Origin of the sequence: Klebsiella spallanzanii (genome assembly GCF_902158555.1) — a bacterium.
GTDB lineage: Bacteria > Pseudomonadota > Gammaproteobacteria > Enterobacterales > Enterobacteriaceae > Klebsiella > Klebsiella spallanzanii.
Map to the genome: position 1 here is coordinate 530056 of NZ_CABGGS010000012.1, position 18577 is coordinate 548632.

The following is an 18577-nucleotide window of genomic DNA, read 5'->3' on the forward strand; positions in this document are numbered from 1 at the left end:
CGATATTCCTAATCTGGCTGCTGATTTAAAGCGTGCAGCATGGTAAAAATGAAACACTGTTGTAAAAAACTGGTGGAACCCATGCCTGAAGCCGCTGCCGAACCGGCACTCAATGGACTGCGTCTCAATCTGCGGATTGTCTCGGTGGTTATCTTTAACTTTGCCAGCTATCTGACCATTGGCCTGCCGCTGGCGGTGTTGCCAGGCTATGTCCATGATGTGATGGGCTTTAGCGCCTTCTGGGCCGGGCTGGTGATTAGCCTTCAGTACTTCGCTACGTTGCTTAGCCGCCCTCACGCCGGGCGCTACGCCGACCTGCTGGGGCCGAAAAAAGTCGTCGTTTTTGGCCTGTGCGGCTGCTTTCTGAGCGGGTTGTGCTACCTGCTGGCGGCGTTCAGCGGCGGCTGGCCCATTGTTAGCCTGTCGCTGCTGTGCCTTGGGCGCATTATTCTGGGAATCGGGCAGAGCTTTGCGGGAACCGGATCAACGCTGTGGGGCGTCGGGGTGGTTGGTTCGTTGCACATTGGGCGCGTTATTTCCTGGAACGGAATTGTGACCTACGGTGCAATGGCGATGGGCGCACCGCTCGGCGTGCTTTGTTATTCCCTAATCGGCCTGCACGGTCTGGCGTTCACCATTATGGCGGTGGCGCTGGTGGCGGTACTTTGCGCACTGCCGCGCGCAGCGGTGAAAGCGGGCAAGGGCAAGGCGATGTCGTTTCGCGCGGTGCTGGGACGGGTCTGGCTCTACGGGATGGCGCTGGCCCTGGCCTCGGCCGGTTTTGGCGTTATCGCCACCTTTATCACCCTGTTTTATGACGCCAAAGGCTGGGATGGCGCAGCCTTCGCGTTAACGCTGTTTAGCTGCGCGTTTGTCGGCACTCGTCTGTTGTTCCCCAATGGGATTAATCGTCTTGGCGGGCTGAACGTGGCGATGATCTGCTTTGTGGTAGAGATTATCGGGCTGCTGCTGGTGGGACTGGCAGAGACGCCGCTGATGGCGAAAATCGGTACTTTCCTGGCCGGTGCGGGCTTTTCTCTCGTGTTCCCGGCGCTTGGCGTGGTGGCGGTGAAAGCGGTACCGCAGCAGAACCAGGGGTCGGCGCTGGCAACCTATACGGTATTTATGGATCTTTCACTGGGGATCACCGGTCCGCTTGCCGGTCTGTTGATGGCGTGGGCGGGGATTTCATCGATTTATCTGGCGACGGCGGGGTTAGTTGCAGTGGCGCTGCTGCTGGGATGGCGGTTAAAAAAACGGCCCCCGGTCGGTGAACCGGAGGCCGTAGCGTCAGGCCAGTAGTTACTGAATGACGAGGGTGTTGATGATGTTTTCCGCTTCGGTCTGCGCCTGCTGCTGGTTATCCGCCGGTAGCGTGACCTGCAGGGTCAGCAGTTTGTCGTCAACCTTGCCGAGGAGTACGGAAGACCATGCGGTCTGACCCTTAGCAGAGATAATGCTGTCCAGCTGTTGCAGAGTGTGGCCTTTAATCTCAACGGATTTATTGGTCACGACCTGCAGCTGCGGATCGCGACTGCGCTGCTGCTCTTCCAGACGTTGCGCCATGACGGCCAGGTCTTCATTGGTGCTGTCGCCGACAATCACGATGACCGCTTTCTGACCAGTGGCATCAGAATAGACATGCATGTTGTTGGCCTGGGTGCCCAGCTTGCCGCTCTGGTCAGTCATACCCGCAGGCAGGGAGAAGCTCAGTTTGCCATCCAGCAGACTAATAGGTTGCCCGCTGGTGTTACTTTCTGCAGCAGCCCCGGCAGTCGGCGTTTTTGTGTCGCTGTTATCACAGGCCGCAAGCCCCATAACCAGCAGGCCAATACCGACATATTTAACCAAATTGCGCATTGACATCTTCCTTTCGATAAACGGCCATTAACGGCTCATTTGCTTATCTTATCACATCGTTTCGTGAGTACTCTTAACCTGGCTGCAATGCCGATAAATCAGATTTATCTGCCAGCTTTTTCAGCAGCATATTCAACAACATGCCGTACATTGGCAGGAAGAAAACGATGCTAATCAGTACCTTGAAACAGTAATCGACGATAGCGATTTCTCCCCAGTGCGCCGCCATAAACGGGTCCGGGCTGCGCCAGAAGGCGATAAAGAAGAAGGCCAGCGTATCGCTGACGTTACCGAAAAGGGTCGATGCCGTCGGCGCCAGCCACCAGCGACGGTTTTGACGCAGGCGGTTAAAGACGTGGACGTCGAGGATTTGCCCCAGCGCATAGGCCATAAAGCTGGCGGCGGCGATACGGGCGACAAACAGGTTAAAGCTGGTTAATGCGGCAAAGCCCTGCCATTCACCCATGTAAAACAGCGCAGAAACGCCATAGGAGATCACCAGCGCCGGGATCATGACCGCGAGGATAATACGGCGTGCCAGCGGAGCGCCGAAAATCCGCACCGTGAGATCGGTGGCGAGGAAAATAAACGGAAAGCTGAACGCGCCCCAAGTGGTATGAAAACCAAAGATGGAGATCGGTAGCTGCACCAGATAGTTACTGGAGGTGATGACCAGCAGATGGAAAAGCGATAGCCAGATCAGCGCTTTTTTACGCTGAATAGAAGTAAACGGACTCATATTGTGACCTTTTTAGTGGTTGGGGTGAGGGAACCCAATAAAAACGGCTGCATGATACTGCGTTACGTGCGTAATGCAATGGTTGTTTTTCGCGCAAACGTTAACCTGGCTTGCGTACTGCTGAACTGGGGGTAAACTAGGGCCGTTTTATTAATGTGAGATGAAAATGAGCGAACTTTTCTCCAGCCCTGACCATACGCTTGATGCGCAGGGGCTTCGTTGCCCGGAACCGGTGATGATGGTGCGCAAGACCGTGCGTACGATGCCGGTAGGCGAGACGCTGCTAATCGTGGCCGACGATCCGGCGACCACCCGCGATATTCCCGGTTTCTGCCGCTTTATGGAGCACGAGCTGCTGGCGCAGGAAACCGAGGCGCTGCCGTACCGTTATCTGATTCGTAAAAGCCACTGAGCTGCTTCAGGTTTCCCCGGAGGCGGTGCTGCGCACCTGTCCGGGCTACAAAAAACAGACCGTGCCAGGCGTCGCCCCCGGGGCATTTCTGTTTACTTCTTACGCAACAATCGCAGCGCGTTGGCGGTGACCAGCACCGTCGCCCCGGTGTCCGCCAGCACCGCCAGCCACAGGCCGGTCAGGCCGAGCAGGGTGGTGACGAGGAAAATCGCCTTCAGACCTAGCGCGATAGCAATGTTCTGTCGGATGTTGGCGTGGGTGGCTCGGGCCAGTGAAATCATCTGTGCTAGCCCGGTGAGGCGGTTGTGGGTTAACGCTGCGTCGGCGGTCTCCAGGGCCACGTCGGTACCGCTGCCCATGGCGATACCAATCGTCGCCGCTTTCATCGCCGGAGCGTCGTTGATGCCGTCGCCGACCATCGCCAGCGGCGCTTGTGCATTAAGCGCCATCACCGCCTGCACTTTATCCGCAGGTAGCAGCCCGGCGCGGAACTCCAGACCCAGCTGGCTGGCGATGGCCGCCGCCGCGCGCGGGTTATCGCCGGTCAGGATGATCCCCTGAACGCCTAGCTGATGGAGTTCATCCACCGCCTGGCGGGCATCATCACGCAGCGTATCGCGTAGCGCCAGGATCCCCAGCAGTCTCTCATCGCGCATCACCAGCACCACGGTTTGCCCGGCCCCCTCCAGTTGCTGAATACGTTCCTCATACTGCGGGTCGCTATTTTTACCGGCGGCGCAAATCAGCACCCGACGACCGTCGACTTGCGCCTCAATGCCGGAACCGGCCAGCGCGCGCTGGGCGTGCGCTTCTGGGATGGCGAGCTGGCGTTGTTCTGCCTCCCGCACCACGGCCTGAGCTAACGGGTGGCTGGAGCCTTGCTCCACGGCCGCCGCCAGCGACAGCAGATCGTTTTCGGCGATGTCCGCGGTGGTGATAACGGCGGTCACGCGCGGCTGGCCGATGGTCAGGGTGCCGGTTTTATCAAACGCGACCTGGCGCACGCGTCCTAACTGCTCCAGCGCCGCGCCGCCCTTAATCAGCGCGCCGCGACGCGCCGCTACCGCCAGCCCGGAGGTAATCGCCGCCGGGGTGGAGATGACCAGGGCGCAAGGGCAGCCGATCAGCAGCAGCGTTAAGCCTTTATAGATCCACGGCAGCCAGGCGCCGGCAAACAGCAGCGGTGGCACAATGGCGACCAGCAGGGCGACGACCATAATCGCTGGAGTATAAATACGGCTAAAGCGATCGATAAAACGCTCAATCGGCGCGCGGCGTTCTTCCGCTTCTTCAATGAGCTTAAGAATACGGTCGATGGCGCTATCGCCCGGTTCGGAAATAACCGTCAGCTGGATCAGGCGATCGACGCTGGTTGCGCCAGCCGCTACCCGTTCACCGGCGTGACGTTCAACCGGTACGGACTCTCCGGTCAAAGCGCTTTCATCAAAGCTGGCGAAGGGCGACAACAGCTGGCCATCGGCAGGCAGGCGGCCCCCGGCGGCGACTTCAATCACGTCGCCAGGGCGCAGGTCGCGCTGGGCGACGGTTTCACGGACGCCATCGCGAACGCGGATTGCCGTGTCGGGTTTCAGCGCCATCAATGCGCTAACCCCCTGACGCGCGCGGCTGGCGGCCCAGCCTTCAAGACGCTCGCCAATCAAGAACAGCAGCAGCACCATTGCCGCTTCGGCGGTCGCACCGATAAACAGCGCACCGATGGCCGCGACGCTCATCAGGGTTTCAATGGCGAACCAGCTTCCGCTTTTGATCAGGCGAATGGCCTGACGGGCGACGGGCCACAGGCCAACAAGAGTGGTGGCTACGAATGCCATTTCGCCAAAGGGATGGTTGAACTGCTCGAGTCCCCAGCTTAGCGCCATCATGACGACCAGAGTGATAAGCGGCAGATTTTCGCGCAGCCACGAGGTCTGTTCCTCTTGCTGCGGAGCGCTTTCATCACGCAGTTTGTATCCTGCGGCGCGAACGGCGCTTTCGACCTGCGGGCGGACATCACCATCGGCGTTGACCAGCAGTTTTTCTGTGGCAAACAGCACCTGAACCTGGCTGACCCCCGGTACCTGGCGAACGGCGGTTTCGACCTTGCGGGCGCAGGCTGCGCAATCCATACCTTCGACCAGCCAGCTATAGCGTGCCTGATTCAATGCTTCGTTTTCAGCGGCGGTTTCGGTGCTGCAGGCGTGGTCCGAGCAGCAGCTTTCCGACGGCTGTTCGGCTGGGGTAAATTTTAATGATGAGAAGTGTGGGACTTTTTTATCCTGCGATTCTGGAGCCGACATAGGACCCTCCGGGTAATGATAATTTTCTCATTACCCAAAGGATACACTCTGGAGTCGACTCCAGAGTCAAGCGCTTAATTACAAATAAAGCGCGCGGACGATCAGGAAGTGCCCGGCGAAGTAAAACGCCGAGGAGATAGCGTTGTCAGCGCGGAACCGGCGACGGTAATGGCTAATGAGCCAGACCGCGTTGCCGAGCAGCAGGAACGCTGCGCCAACGAAGCCAGACAGCGCGGTATCTGTCGGGCGGGCGAACCACAGCTCACCGGCCAACCAGACCATCACCAGCGTCATACCGATAAAGGTGAACACCGGCATCCGCATTTCTTCCAGCCGGGTCCAGATAATCGCCAGCAGCAGAGCGCCGAGGATCAGCAGCACCAACGGTAGCGGCCAGAAGAACGACAGCGTTAGCTGGCTGGCAAACCAGATGGTGTAGAGCAGATGCGAGAGAAAGAACGCTCCCACGGCGTACATTACCCGCTGGCGAGGCAGCAACGTGAGCGCATCGCCAACCAGCGAGGCGCAAAGACCGGCCAGCACCAGATAGCTGATGGCGTTAAACATCGGCGCTTGCCAGGCCAGTAACAGAAGCAGGATCAACGTGACGGGCTTAAACACCCAACGACGCCAGGCGGGTCCACGATAAGATGCATCGACGTAAAGCCATGCGGAGAAACAGACAGCAATAAATGACCAAAGCATAGTAAGTCCCTGTATCTGTTATCATTAAGTAAGTGATTGTACTTACGGTACTGAATCTCAGTGTAGTGGTTTGCAGCGGAAGATGACAATGTAATACTCTTATTCCTGATAATTCCTGGGGGCAAGGTGAATGAGTAAAGTTCCGCTTTTTTTTATGGTTGCCGTTGCCGTCATTGTGGTCGCCGCATCGTATCGTTATGTGCAGCAGCGTCGGGAAAAGATGGAGAACGAAGCCGCGCCGCTGTTACAAAAGCGGGTGGTGGTGAGTAATAAGCGAGAGAAGGTGCTTAACGACCGTCGCTCACGCCAGCAGACGGTGACGCCTGCTGGCAGCGAGATGCGTTATGAAGCCAGCTTCAGGCCGGAAGCTGGCGGGCTGGAAGTGGTTTTTCGCCTGCAGGCGCCGCAGTATCATGCGCTAAGCGTTGGCGATAAGGGGATGCTGAGCTACAAGGGGTCGCGGTTTGTGAGTTTTACACCGGACCCCTGAGCGCTTTTGCCCGACACTATTTCTTCTTCAGGGTCGCCTTGAGCTTTTTTTGCCAGGCGACCAGTTCGAACACGCCGAAGACGAAAATCCGAACCTGCTCGAAGCGCCCCAGCGGCGGCATCTCTTTCGTCTGCGTCGCCTTCAGCAGCGTCAACTGCAGACCGTGCATCAGGATCATAAAGATCAGCGCCACGTTAACGAAGATATTCAGCGGCTTTGGGAACGGTTGAAACAGATTCAGCAATAAAAACGCCCACACGCACAGCATCAGCAAGCGGCCAAAATTAATCAGCATGGTTTTCTCCTTGTGCCTCACGTTGGTAGAGGCGGTAGGCGACCTGTCCGGCCACTTTCTCTCGGTACAGATGCCAGCTTGCAGGCACCGGCGGTAAACCGTTTTCGACTTCACTCTCAATGTAAATGAGCGCTTCATCGCTGAGCCAGCCGTTGTCTTCCAGCAGCTTTAGCGTTTCTTCAAGCAGCCCTTTGCGAAACGGGGGATCGACAAACACGATATGGTGCGGCGTGCCCGCCTGAGCAAGAAACGCTAAGGTATTGGTATTCACGACTTTGCCGTTGCTGGCTTTGAGCGTCGCCAGATTTTTTTGCAGCTGCTGCGCGACGCCGCGCTCCATTTCCAGCAGCGTGGCGTTGGCCGCGTAGCGGGAGAGAGCTTCAAGGCCCAGCGCGCCGCTGCCGGCGAAGCAGTCGAGGCAGCTCGCGTCAACGATTGACGGCGCCAGCCAGTTAAATAGCGTCTCGCGCACCCGGTCGGTGGTCGGGCGCAGACCCGGGCTCTCCGGCACCGGTAATTTACGGCCTCGCCATTGCCCGCCGATAATACGGATCTGGCCGCTGCCTGCGTGGTTTGGTTTCTTCATCTTTTTGCTCAAGTCTCAACTTCCGGGCTGCTATTCTAACGATCGATAGCGGTTGACGAAACCTTAATCCGGGGGCGGTGATGCGAGTTAAGTTAAGTGGTAGACTATCCGACTAATTTCATCATTTTTCAGCTTCCGCTGCCAACAGGCCGAAGCTGTGCCATGAATTAACAGCGAGGAGTGTAGTCGCAAATGGCGAAAGACAAAAAACGTGGCTTCTTTTCCTGGCTGGGCTTTGGACAAAAAGAGCAGGCGCAGGAAAGCGAAACAGAACAAAAAGTAGAAGCCCAGCAAGAAGTTGAAGAACAGGCTGCGGGAAGCGAAGCGCCTGCGGTTGCGCCTGAAACGATCGATGTACCTGAGGTGGAGAAACCAGACGCCGACGCTTTTGCCGCTGATGTGGTTGAGGTGACCGAGCAGGTTGTGGAAAGCGAACAGCCACAGGTGGTTGTCGAATCTCCGGTTGTTGAGGAAATTGCTGAACAGCCAGCAGTAGAAGAGATAGCTGCAGAGCCTCTGGTTGAGGAAGTCATTGCTGAGCCGGTGGTTGCTGAAGCCGTTGTGGAACACACGCCGGAAGAGGTGATTGCCGAACCGGAAGCAGTCGTAGTTGAAGAAGTTGAAGAAGTTGAAGAAGTTGAAGAAGTTGAAGAAGTTGAAGAAGTTGAAGAAGTTGAAGAGGCTGTCGCTGAAGAGCCGGAAATCGTTGAGCCGGTAGAAGAAACCGAAATCACCGACGAAGAGCTGGAAGCGCAGGCTCTGGCAGCGGCTGATGCGGCAGAAAATGCTGTTGAAGTGGTGCCGGACGAAGAGGTTGTCGCGCCGTTAGAGCAGGAAAAGCCGACCAAAGAAGGTTTCTTCGCTCGCCTCAAGCGCAGCCTGGTGAAAACCAAACAAAACCTCGGTTCCGGATTTATCAGTCTGTTCCGCGGTAAGAAAATCGACGATGATCTGTTTGAAGAGCTGGAAGAGCAGCTGCTGATTGCCGATGTTGGCGTGGAAACCACCCGTAAGATCATTACCAATCTTACCGAGGGTGCCAGTCGCAAACAGCTGCGCGACGCCGAGGCGCTGTACGGCCTGCTGAAAGAAGAGATGGGCGATATTCTCGCTAAAGTGGATGAGCCGCTGAACGTTGAAGGCAAAACGCCGTTTGTTATTCTGATGGTCGGCGTCAACGGCGTCGGTAAGACAACCACCATTGGCAAGCTGGCGCGGCAGTTCGAGCAGCAGGGCAAATCGGTGATGCTGGCGGCAGGAGATACCTTCCGCGCGGCAGCCGTCGAACAGCTCCAGGTTTGGGGGCAACGTAACAATATTCCGGTGATTGCGCAGCATACCGGTGCTGATTCCGCATCGGTGATTTTCGATGCTATCCAGGCGGCGAAGGCGCGCAATATTGACGTCCTGATTGCTGATACCGCGGGTCGTCTGCAGAATAAATCGCATCTGATGGAAGAACTGAAGAAGATCGTCCGCGTCATGAAAAAACTGGATGTCGATGCGCCTCATGAGGTCATGCTGACCATTGACGCCAGCACCGGGCAGAATGCGATTAGCCAGGCCAAACTGTTCCATGAAGCGGTTGGACTGACCGGTATTACCTTGACTAAGCTGGATGGTACCGCCAAGGGCGGGGTTATCTTCTCGGTTGCTGACCAGTTCAGTATTCCGATTCGCTACATTGGTGTTGGCGAACGAATTGAGGACCTGCGTCCGTTTAATGCGGGCGACTTTATTGAGGCACTTTTTGCCCGAGAGGATTAAAAATGATTCGCTTTGAACAAGTCAGCAAAGCCTATCTCGGTGGGAGACAAGCGCTACAGGGGGTGACTTTCCACCTGCAGGCGGGCGAGATGGCGTTTCTGACCGGCCATTCCGGCGCGGGGAAAAGCACCCTGCTGAAGCTTATCTGCGGTATTGAGCGGCCCAGCGCCGGGAAAATCCTGTTCGGCGGCCATGATATTAGCCGCCTGAAAAGCCGCGAAGTGCCGTTTTTGCGCCGTCAGATTGGCATGATTTTCCAGGACCACCATCTGCTGATGGACCGTACCGTTTACGATAACGTGGCGATCCCACTGATTATTGCGGGCGCCAGCGGCGATGATATTCGTCGTCGCGTATCGGCGGCGCTGGATAAAGTCGGGCTGCTGGACAAAGCGAAAAACCTTCCGATCCAACTTTCTGGTGGTGAACAGCAGCGCGTGGGTATTGCCCGCGCGGTGGTGAACAAACCTGCGGTCCTGCTGGCGGATGAACCGACCGGTAACCTCGATGAAGCGCTGTCGGAAGGGATCTTACGTCTGTTTGAAGAGTTCAACCGCGTTGGGGTGACGGTTCTGATGGCGACGCATGCCCTGGGGCTTATCTCCAGTCGTCCGTACCGCGTCCTGTCCCTCAGCGACGGGCATATGCATGGAGGCCGCATCGGTGAATAAACGCGAGGCAATGAACCACATTCGCCGGTTCGGCAATCGATTCGACCGTTTCCGTAATACGGGTGGAGCGGGCGGTAGCGGCGGGCGCAATGCGCCGAAGCGGCCAAAATCGGCGCCGAACCCGGCTTCCCGTAAGAGCAACGTGTTTAATGAACAGGTGCGCTACGCCTGGAACGGTGCGCTTCAGGATCTGAAAAGCACGCCGCTGGCGACGTTCCTGACGGTGATGGTGATCGCCATTTCGCTGACCCTGCCAAGCGTGTGCTACATGGTGTACAAAAACGTCAGCACCGCCGCGACGCAGTATTATCCGACACCGCAAATCACCGTCTATCTGGAAAAAACGCTGGATGACGATGCCGCCGCGCGAGTCGTCGGTCAGCTACAGGCCGAGCAGGGCGTGGAAAAGGTAAACTACCTGTCGCGCGATGAAGCCCTTGGCGAGTTCCGTAACTGGTCGGGTTTTGGCGGTGCGCTGGATATGCTGGAAGAAAACCCGCTGCCGGCGGTCGCGATTGTGGTACCGAAGATTGATTTCCAGAGCGTTGAGGCGCTGAACACGCTGCGTGACCGGGTGAGTCATGTTCAGGGCGTTGATGAAGTGCGTATGGATGATAGCTGGTTTGCGCGGCTCTCGTCGTTGACCGGGCTGGTTGGGCGCGTTTCGGCGATGATCGGCGTGCTGATGATTGCGGCGGTATTCCTGGTTATCGGCAACAGCGTGCGTTTAAGCATCTTTGCCCGTCGCGATACTATCAATGTGCAGAAACTTATTGGCGCGACCGATGGCTTTATTCTGCGTCCATTCCTGTACGGCGGCGCGCTGTTAGGTTTCTCCGGCGCATTTTTGTCGCTGATTCTGTCAGAAATTATGGTGATGCGGCTGTCGTCGGCGGTCACCGAAGTGGCGAAAGTGTTCGGTACCCAGTTCGAACTCAGTGGATTAGGCTTCGATGAATGCCTGCTGATGCTGCTGGTTTGTTCAATGATTGGCTGGGTCGCGGCCTGGCTGGCAACCGTACAACATTTACGTCACTTTACTCCCGAGTAGTAAAAATCTGGTATAATCTTTCCCTGCACTGAATATCTCTCTGCAGGGAAAGAGTCCCTGTCGGCTTTTCCCTAAACTTCATCTCCATGTCACATTTTGTGCGTAATCTATTCACATCATTGCATGGAACTTGTGGATAAAATCACTGTCTGATACTAATGTGAGTGATATTCTCGTTGCTCATCAATGCTGGCATGGTTGTTGCTCCTTTGTGAGAACAGAATGATGCCAGAAGATATCGATTGAGAGGATTTGAATGACCAAAGATATGCAAACTTTAGCCTTAGCCCCCGTTGGTAACCTGGAATCGTACATCCGGGCAGCTAACACTTGGCCGATGTTATCGGCTGATGAAGAGCGGGAGCTTGCTGAAAAGCTGCATTACCAGGGCGATCTGGAAGCAGCGAAAAAGCTGATCCTGTCTCACCTGCGCTTTGTTGTTCATATTGCTCGTAATTACTCGGGCTATGGCCTGCCGCAGGCGGATTTGATTCAGGAAGGTAATATCGGCCTGATGAAAGCCGTGCGCCGTTTTAACCCGGAAGTGGGTGTGCGCCTGGTTTCCTTCGCCGTGCACTGGATCAAAGCGGAAATTCACGAATACGTACTGCGTAACTGGCGTATCGTGAAGGTCGCGACCACTAAAGCGCAGCGTAAGCTGTTCTTTAACCTGCGTAAAACTAAGCAGCGTCTGGGCTGGTTCAACCAGGATGAAGTGGAAATGGTTGCCCGTGAGCTGGGCGTGTCGAGCAAAGACGTGCGTGAGATGGAGTCACGTATGGCGGCGCAGGACATGACCTTTGATATGTCTTCAGATGATGAATCCGATAGCCAGCCGATGGCTCCGGTGCTCTATCTGCAGGATAAAACGTCTAACTTTGCTGACGGCATTGAAGACGATAACTGGGAAGAGCAGGCGGCGAATAAGCTGACTGACGCGATGCAGGGTCTCGACGAGCGCAGCCAGGATATCATCCGCGCCCGCTGGCTGGACGAAGACAACAAGTCCACGCTGCAGGAGCTGGCGGATCGCTACGGCGTTTCGGCCGAACGTGTACGTCAGCTTGAAAAGAACGCAATGAAAAAACTGCGCGCTGCTATCGAAGCCTAATCTGAGCGTCAGCTTCCCCCGATAACGCCCCACATTACGTTGGGGCGTTTTGTTTTTTCAGCCCTCAACCAGCGCCTGTGGGCAGTGCATTTGCAGGCACTCGAGCAGGATTTTGAACGCCGGTTCCATCTGCGCTTCAGGCTGGGAGGCAAAACCCATCAATAACCCTTTCTTACGTTGTGCCGTCAGGTAGTAGCGAGATAGCGGACGCACGAGAATATTGTGCTTGTTCGCGTCCTGAGCAATCGCCACGTCATCCGCCTCATCCGGCAAATTCAGAATCAGATGCAGTCCGGCATTATCGCTAAAATCCGATAGTGCGTGCGGGCCGCAATATTGCTGAATCAGCTCGGTCAAAAAGATGCGGCGGCGGCTGTACAGCAGGCGCATACGGCGAATATGCGCCGAGTAATGACCGGCGTTGATAAACTCCGCCAGCGCCAGCTGGATCAGCGAGTGACCACCGCGATACAGTTCGGCATGGGCGTTTTTGAGTTCAGCCGTCAGCGGTCGGGGAAGCACCACATAGCCTAGCCGCAGTCCCGGATAGAGCGTCTTACTGAACGTGCCGACGTAGACCACCGGCGCTTCGGGAGCCAGGCCCTGAAGAGCCGGTATCGGCTGGCCGGAAAAGCGAAACTCGCTGTCGTAGTCATCCTCCACAATCCAGCTTCCGTGCTGATGAGCCAGCGCCAGCAGCCGCTGCCGACGTTCCAGGCTCATCACCGCACCGAGCGGATACTGATGGGATGGCGTGACGAAGATAAGCCCTGGGGCTTCGGCGATGGTGTCGGGCGGACACAGGCCATTGGCATCAACGGTAATCGGTTCTGCTCGTACTTCATTCATCGCCAGCACGTGGCGAATACCCCAATAAGACGGTTCTTCGACCCAGGCGAGATCGCCGTTGTCGCACAGCATACGGGTGACCAGGTCGATGGCCTGGTGGATCCCTTCAGTAATAAGAATCTGATCTGCCTGACACTGCACGCCGCGCGCTACTCTTAAGTAGTCTACCAGCGCATGTTGCAGTTCGGGCGTGCCGCCATTGCAGCTATAGCTAAGTTGTTCCGGTTTCGGGCGGCGGCTGATGCGCGCCTGAATTTTACTGAATAGCGGGTGGGGGAAGGCGTTGACGTCCGGTACGCCGGGGATAAAAGCTCCCCACTGACGAGGGCTGGCGCTAACGTGACTCAGTAGATGCTGACCGCGTCGGGAGATATGCGCTGTTGTAGCAGGCATGGCGCTGTTTTCATTGGCACTGCTTGCGGAAGGGAACATATCAGGCAGCGTTTTTGCCACAAACGTCCCGCTACCACGGCGGGAAACGACATATCCCTCCGCAAGCAGTTGTTCGTAAACTGTTAAAATTGTGTTGCGTGATATTCGTAACTCCCCGGCCAGATCTCGTGAGGGGGGCAGGCGGCTATGGGGCGGTAGAGAACCGTCCAGAATTGAGCGACGAATCGCCTTATAAAGACGTTTATGCAGGAGTGGGTCTGTTTCTTCCTGCAATCTGACCAGTACCAGGTCTGCGACGAGCGAGCGCAATTGGATCCCTCAGATAATCTGAATTGGTACTCGATTGTAGAGCCAAATCCTGTGTAAATAAACGACATGGTTTCGAATTTGTTGCGATAGCGTGACACACATGACAGGAGATTCTCGGGTGAAAAGTTCAGAACTGAATCAGCGTCGCCAGCTGGCGACTCCACGCGGTGTAGGGGTGATGTGCAGCTACTTTGTTGAGAAAGCAGAGAACGCTACGTTGTGGGATCTTGAAGGCAATGAGGTGATTGATTTTGCCGCCGGTATTGCGGTGCTGAACACTGGTCATCGTCATCCAAAAGTGGTTGCCGCAGTTGAACAGCAACTACAGGCATTTACCCATACCGCTTATCAGATTGTCCCATATGAGAGCTATGTCACCCTGGCTGAACGTATTAACGACCTGGCGCCGATTGATGGCTCGGCGAAAACCGCGTTCTTTACCACCGGTGCGGAAGCGGTTGAAAACGCGGTGAAGATTGCTCGCGCTTATACTCGACGTCCGGGGTTGATCACCTTTGGCGGCGGTTTCCACGGGCGTACCTTTATGACCATGGCGCTGACCGGCAAAGTGGCCCCCTATAAGATTGGCTTTGGCCCGTTCCCTGGCTCGGTTTATCACGCCGTCTATCCAAACGCCACTCACGGTATTACTACCGCCGACGCGATGAAAAGCCTTGAGCGCATTTTCAAAGCCGATATTGCAGCAGACCAGGTCGCGGCGATTGTGCTGGAGCCGATTCAGGGCGAAGGCGGTTTTAACGTTGCACCGTCTGATTTTATGCAGGCTCTGCGCGCGCTGTGCGATACCCACGGCATTTTGCTGATTGCCGATGAAGTACAAACCGGCTTTGCGCGTACCGGCAAACTCTTTGCGATGCAGCACTATGATGTGAAGCCTGACCTGATGACCATGGCCAAAAGCCTCGCCGGTGGCTTCCCGCTTTCTGGTGTAGTTGGTCGCGCCGAGGTGATGGATGCTCCAGCGCCGGGCGGCCTGGGTGGCACCTATGCCGGTAACCCGCTGGCAGTTGCGGCAGCGCATGCGGTACTGGACGTCATTGAGGAAGAGCAACTGTGTCAGCGCGCCGAGCAGCTAGGTAGCCATCTAAAAGAAGTGTTGAATCAAGCACGTCAGAGCTGCCCGGCGATCGCTGACGTTCGTGGACAGGGTTCGATGGTGGCGGTAGAGTTTAACGATCCGCAAACAGGTGAACCGTCGGCGGAAATCACCCGCCAGATCCAGCAAAAAGCCCAGGAAAATGGCCTGCTGCTGCTGAGCTGTGGTGTTTACGGCAACGTGATTCGCTTTCTCTATCCGCTCACTATTCCGGATGCGCAGTTTACTAAGGCGCTGGATATTCTGGCCCGCATCCTGAAGAACTAATTCTCTCCGTCTGCGGTGGTTGATGCTGCCGCAGACTCATTATCCGCAAGCGTTATATACATCCAGTCTATCGTTTAGCCCGTGACGTTTTCTTTTGGCGCAGATTTTTATTTGTCACTTATCTGTTACATACCCCGCAATTTTATCGTTTCCAATTCTCCTGAATGACGGTATGTTTAGCATAGTGTGCTGCAAAAGCGCAGGCGGCAGACCCTAATCTAACTATCATATGCTTTTCTTATGTGTCTAATTAGAATAATGCGCTAGTAAACAACATCACAACAAATGCAAAAACCATAATAATGGGGAGCCTCAGGATGAATATGAAGGGTAAAGCGTTACTGGCAGGATGTATTGCCTTAATCATGAGCGGTGCGGCAATGGCCGAAGACATTAAAGTGGCCGTTGTTGGCGCGATGTCTGGCCCGGTAGCGCAGTATGGTGACCAGGAGTTTACTGGGGCAGAGCAGGCCATTGCTGATATCAACGCCAAAGGCGGTATCAAAGGCAATAAGCTGCAGATGGTAAAATACGACGACGCCTGTGATCCAAAACAAGCGGTTGCTGTGGCAAACAAAGTCATTAACGATGGCATCAAGTACGTTATTGGTCACCTGTGCTCTTCTTCCACTCAGCCGGCGTCTGATATTTATGAAGACGAAGGCGTGCTGATGATCACCCCGGCGGCTACTGCTCCGGAGCTGACCGCTCGCGGCTATCACCTGATTCTGCGTACCACCGGTCTTGACTCTGACCAGGGGCCAACTGCGGCCAAATATATTCTGGAAACCGTCAAACCGCAGCGCATCGCGATTGTCCACGATAAGCAGCAGTATGGCGAGGGCCTGGCTCGTGCGGTGCAGGACAACCTGAAGAAAGGCGGTGCCAACGTGGTGTTCTTTGATGGCATTACCGCCGGTGAGAAAGACTTCTCTACCCTGGTTGCACGTCTGAAGAAAGAAAATATCGACTTTGTCTACTACGGCGGTTACCACCCGGAGATGGGGCAGATCCTGCGTCAGTCCCGCGCCGCTGGCCTGAAAACCCAGTTTATGGGTCCAGAAGGGGTAGCGAACGTGTCGCTGTCTAACATTGCTGGCGCTTCTGCGGAGGGTATGCTGGTGACTAAGCCGAAGAACTATGATCAGGTTCCGGCTAACAAACCGATCGTCGACGCTATCAAAGCGAAGAAACAAGATCCGAGCGGCGCGTTCGTGTGGACCACTTATGCCGCGCTGCAATCTCTGGAAGCGGGCCTGAATCAGTCTGAAGATCCGGCTGAAATCGCTAAGTATCTGAAGGGAGCGACGGTCGAGACCGTGATGGGGCCGCTCTCCTGGAATGAAAAAGGCGACCTGAAAGGCTTCGAGTTCGGCGTGTTTACCTGGCATGCTAACGGTACTGCGACCGACGCCAAATAAATTTAACCTGCGCCTTTCGCGCCGCAGATGCGTTGGCCGCGTCCCTCAACCCCGGTCACTTACTGATGTAAGCTCCCGGGGATTTCGGGTCTTGCCGCCTTTCTGCAACGCGAAATTCTTGGTTAAATCAGTGGCTCCTTGCGTCTTCGTATAGGTGAGGGCAGTTGGTAGCCCGGGTAAGGCGTTTACGCCGCAACCCGGGGAATGCGCCGGGGTTGATGCATTGGTGCGGTTTCTTCCCGGGTCGCGCTGCGCTTACCCGGGCTACTTTTAGCGTTTTTCCCAACCGCCCGTTTGTGCGCTAAATCCCAGCGCCTGCATAAACGCCGCCATTACGCTGCGGTCTTCCACGCCAGCATCTGCAATACACCAACTGCTGATTTCCGGGTTATCCCGCATCGCTTCTTCCACTAAATATTGCCCGACGCCGCGACGGCGGGTCACTTCACGCACACACAGCGCGTTTAGCTCGCCCGCGACGCCGCTCAGCGTTACGCGAACCGCTCCCAGCAGGCGCTCGTTAAAACGGGCGGCATAAATGCGCTGGTTATCATCCAAAGTCAGCGCGGCGAGATCCTGCGACGGCCAGATTTTCCCTAAGTCGATACGATCCTGATCGCTGAAGTGTTGTAAACGAATAATGGTCAGTTTCATGCGCGGGGGTCCAGTTAAAACAGATGCGCCAGTGTATCTAAATTCACTGTCAGACGGAGCGCCGTTTTTTGCGTATTCATCAGGGGATTCGTTTTCCTGGATGGGGCAGGGTAGAGCAATTCATCATGGATCGAAAAATAAGCAGAATTTTAACCTAACATGTAGCGTTTTATTCCGCCTTATGTATCGTTATTTTATGCTGTTTACTGGACTTTTTTTGTTTATCTTCCCGCAAATACAGAATATTATCTTTGCTTAATCACCTGAAAAATAGAGATTTTACTCTGGATTCAGGCAAAAAACCTCGCTAAACCATTAAAGATAATGGTAAAAGTAGCGTTGTTTAATAAAAGCACAGAATGCTTTTTAACCATAAAAATACAAAATATTTACACCACATCACGAACGGGGTTATGCAGCATGAAAAGGAACGCGAAAACAATTATCGCGGGGTTAGTCGCACTGGCGATGTCCCACTCGGTAATGGCCAAGGATATAAAAGTCGCCGTTGTTGGCGCGATGTCTGGCCCGGTAGCCCAGTGGGGCGATATGGAATTCAACGGCGCGCGCCAGGCAATTAAAGACATTAATGCTCAGGGCGGCATCAAGGGCGATAAGCTGGTTGGTGTGGAATACGACGACGCCTGCGACCCGAAACAGGCCGTTGCGGTGGCGAACAAAATCGTCAATGACGGCATTCAGTATGTTATCGGCCACCTCTGCTCTTCCTCAACTCAGCCTGCATCTGATATCTATGAAGATGAAGGTATTCTGATGATCTCCCCGGGAGCAACTAACCCGGAGCTGACCCAGCGCGGATATCAGTACATCATGCGTACCGCGGGTCTGGACTCCTCGCAGGGACCGACCGCCGCAAAATACATCATGGAAAACGTCAAGCCGCAGCGTATTGCTATTATTCATGACAAGCAGCAATACGGTGAAGGTCTGGCGCGTTCTGTCCAGGATAGCCTGAAAAAAGGCGGCGCGAACATTGTCTTCTTTGACGGTATTACCGCCGGTGAAAAAGACTTCTCCGCGCTGCTGGCGCGCCTGAAGAAAGACAATATCGACTTTGTTTACTACGGCGGCTACTACCCGGAAATGGGCCAGATGCTGCGCCAGGCGCGTTCCGTCGGCCTGAAAACCGTGTTTATGGGGCCGGAAGGCGTAGGTAACGCGTCGCTGTCCAACATCGCGGGTGATGCGGCAGAAGGCATGCTGGTCACGATGCCAAAACGCTATGACCAGGATCCGGCGAACAGCGCTATCGTTGACGCGCTCAAGGCTGAGAAGAAAGATCCAAGCGGTCCGTATGTCTGGATCACCTACGCTGCCGTGCAGTCTCTGGCGCAGGCGATGGACAGAGCCAGCAGCCAGCAGCCGCTGGATTTAATCAAAGATCTGAAAGCTCACGGCGCGAAAACCGTGATTGGGCCGCTGAATTGGGACGAAAAAGGCGATTTGAAGGGATTTGAGTTTGGTGTCTTCCAGTGGCATGCGGACGGGTCATCCACCCTCGCGAAATAAGCCATAAGACAAGTTATCCCACCGCCCGTGCAAAGCGGGCGGGTAGAAAAAGG

General features: G+C 55.5%; 17 protein-coding genes and 1 pseudogene. 10 read left to right on the plus strand and 8 right to left on the minus strand.

Annotated features, from left to right (window positions below; all coding sequences use genetic code 11):
* Positions 1-81: 81 nt before the first annotated feature.
* The gene (locus tag FN082_RS13645; RefSeq protein ID WP_142463690.1) at positions 82-1302 is read left to right on the plus strand and encodes an MFS transporter; all 1221 of its coding nucleotides are present in this window, start codon (positions 82-84) and stop codon (positions 1300-1302) included.
* Here the strand turns inward: FN082_RS13645 and FN082_RS13650 are convergent, their stop codons facing one another.
* Both FN082_RS13650 and FN082_RS13655 read right to left on the minus strand, forming a co-directional pair.
* Positions 1303-1860, minus strand: coding sequence for a DcrB family lipoprotein (locus FN082_RS13650; protein ID WP_139539050.1), 558 nt, complete (start codon positions 1858-1860; stop codon positions 1303-1305).
* A gap of 73 nt (positions 1861-1933) precedes the next feature.
* Positions 1934-2599 (minus strand): 7-cyano-7-deazaguanine/7-aminomethyl-7-deazaguanine transporter, encoded by a 666-nt coding sequence (locus tag FN082_RS13655; RefSeq protein WP_142463689.1) that lies wholly within the window; start codon positions 2597-2599, stop codon positions 1934-1936.
* Between the two features lie 166 nt (positions 2600-2765).
* Here FN082_RS13655 and tusA point away from each other — a divergent pair, with 166 nt between their 5' ends.
* On the plus strand, positions 2766-3011 hold the full coding sequence (gene tusA / locus FN082_RS13660) for a sulfurtransferase TusA (RefSeq protein WP_004106582.1): 246 nt from the start codon (positions 2766-2768) through the stop codon (positions 3009-3011).
* Between the two features lie 92 nt (positions 3012-3103).
* Here the strand turns inward: tusA and zntA are convergent, their stop codons facing one another.
* Both zntA and FN082_RS13670 read right to left on the minus strand, forming a co-directional pair.
* The gene (gene zntA, locus FN082_RS13665) at positions 3104-5308 is read right to left on the minus strand and encodes a Zn(II)/Cd(II)/Pb(II) translocating P-type ATPase ZntA (protein WP_139539049.1); all 2205 of its coding nucleotides are present in this window, start codon (positions 5306-5308) and stop codon (positions 3104-3106) included.
* Between the two features lie 78 nt (positions 5309-5386).
* Positions 5387-6013 carry a lysoplasmalogenase gene (locus tag FN082_RS13670; protein WP_139539048.1) on the minus strand — a complete coding sequence of 209 codons (627 nt, stop codon included), beginning with the start codon at positions 6011-6013 and terminating at the stop codon, positions 5387-5389.
* 130 nt (positions 6014-6143) lie between these two features.
* On the opposite strand from FN082_RS13670, the gene FN082_RS13675 reads away from it, so the two are divergent.
* Positions 6144-6503 (plus strand): DUF2500 domain-containing protein, encoded by a 360-nt coding sequence (locus FN082_RS13675; RefSeq protein ID WP_142463687.1) that lies wholly within the window; start codon positions 6144-6146, stop codon positions 6501-6503.
* Positions 6504-6519: 16 nt separating this feature from the next.
* Here FN082_RS13675 and FN082_RS13680 read toward each other — a convergent pair whose 3' ends face one another.
* Positions 6520-6798 carry a DUF1145 family protein gene (locus FN082_RS13680; protein ID WP_110274894.1) on the minus strand — a complete coding sequence of 93 codons (279 nt, stop codon included), beginning with the start codon at positions 6796-6798 and terminating at the stop codon, positions 6520-6522.
* Positions 6788-7384 (minus strand): 16S rRNA (guanine(966)-N(2))-methyltransferase, encoded by a 597-nt coding sequence (gene rsmD, locus FN082_RS13685; RefSeq protein ID WP_142981789.1) that lies wholly within the window; start codon positions 7382-7384, stop codon positions 6788-6790. The genes FN082_RS13680 and rsmD overlap by 11 nt, the downstream gene beginning before the upstream one ends.
* Positions 7385-7576: 192 nt before the next feature.
* On the opposite strand from rsmD, the gene ftsY reads away from it, so the two are divergent.
* The 4 genes from ftsY to rpoH all read left to right on the plus strand — a co-directional run bounded on the left by ftsY (position 7577) and on the right by rpoH (position 11984).
* On the plus strand, positions 7577-9151 hold the full coding sequence (gene ftsY / locus FN082_RS13690; protein ID WP_142981790.1) for a signal recognition particle-docking protein FtsY: 1575 nt from the start codon (positions 7577-7579) through the stop codon (positions 9149-9151).
* A gap of 2 nt (positions 9152-9153) precedes the next feature.
* The gene (gene ftsE, locus FN082_RS13695) at positions 9154-9822 is read left to right on the plus strand and encodes a cell division ATP-binding protein FtsE (RefSeq protein ID WP_139539044.1); all 669 of its coding nucleotides are present in this window, start codon (positions 9154-9156) and stop codon (positions 9820-9822) included.
* Positions 9815-10873: a permease-like cell division protein FtsX gene (gene ftsX / locus FN082_RS13700; RefSeq protein WP_139539043.1), complete on the plus strand. Its 1059-nt coding sequence runs from the start codon at positions 9815-9817 to the stop codon at positions 10871-10873. The genes ftsE and ftsX overlap by 8 nt, the downstream gene beginning before the upstream one ends.
* 256 nt (positions 10874-11129) lie before the next feature.
* Entirely contained in the window at positions 11130-11984 is an 855-nt protein-coding gene (gene rpoH / locus FN082_RS13705) for an RNA polymerase sigma factor RpoH (protein WP_004106554.1), read from the plus strand.
* 34 nt (positions 11985-12018) lie between these two features.
* On the opposite strand, the pseudogene pdxR reads toward rpoH, so the two are convergent.
* Positions 12019-13535 (minus strand): annotated as a pseudogene (gene pdxR / locus FN082_RS13710) (MocR-like pyridoxine biosynthesis transcription factor PdxR).
* Between the two features lie 118 nt (positions 13536-13653).
* Between pdxR and FN082_RS13715 the strand changes: the two are divergent.
* Both FN082_RS13715 and FN082_RS13720 read left to right on the plus strand, forming a co-directional pair.
* Positions 13654-14919 carry a 4-aminobutyrate--2-oxoglutarate transaminase gene (locus FN082_RS13715; RefSeq protein ID WP_142981792.1) on the plus strand — a complete coding sequence of 422 codons (1266 nt, stop codon included), beginning with the start codon at positions 13654-13656 and terminating at the stop codon, positions 14917-14919.
* A 317-nt stretch (positions 14920-15236) separates the two neighbouring features.
* Entirely contained in the window at positions 15237-16340 is a 1104-nt protein-coding gene (locus FN082_RS13720) for a branched-chain amino acid ABC transporter substrate-binding protein (protein ID WP_139539040.1), read from the plus strand.
* Between the two features lie 270 nt (positions 16341-16610).
* On the opposite strand, the gene panM is transcribed toward FN082_RS13720, so the two are convergent.
* Positions 16611-16994, minus strand: a complete 384-nt coding sequence (gene panM, locus FN082_RS13725) for an aspartate 1-decarboxylase autocleavage activator PanM (protein ID WP_139539039.1) — start codon at positions 16992-16994, stop codon at positions 16611-16613.
* Between the two features lie 420 nt (positions 16995-17414).
* Between panM and livK the strand changes: the two genes are divergently transcribed.
* Positions 17415-18524: a high-affinity branched-chain amino acid ABC transporter substrate-binding protein LivK gene (gene livK / locus FN082_RS13735; RefSeq protein ID WP_142981793.1), complete on the plus strand. Its 1110-nt coding sequence runs from the start codon at positions 17415-17417 to the stop codon at positions 18522-18524.
* Positions 18525-18577 lie beyond the last annotated feature (53 nt).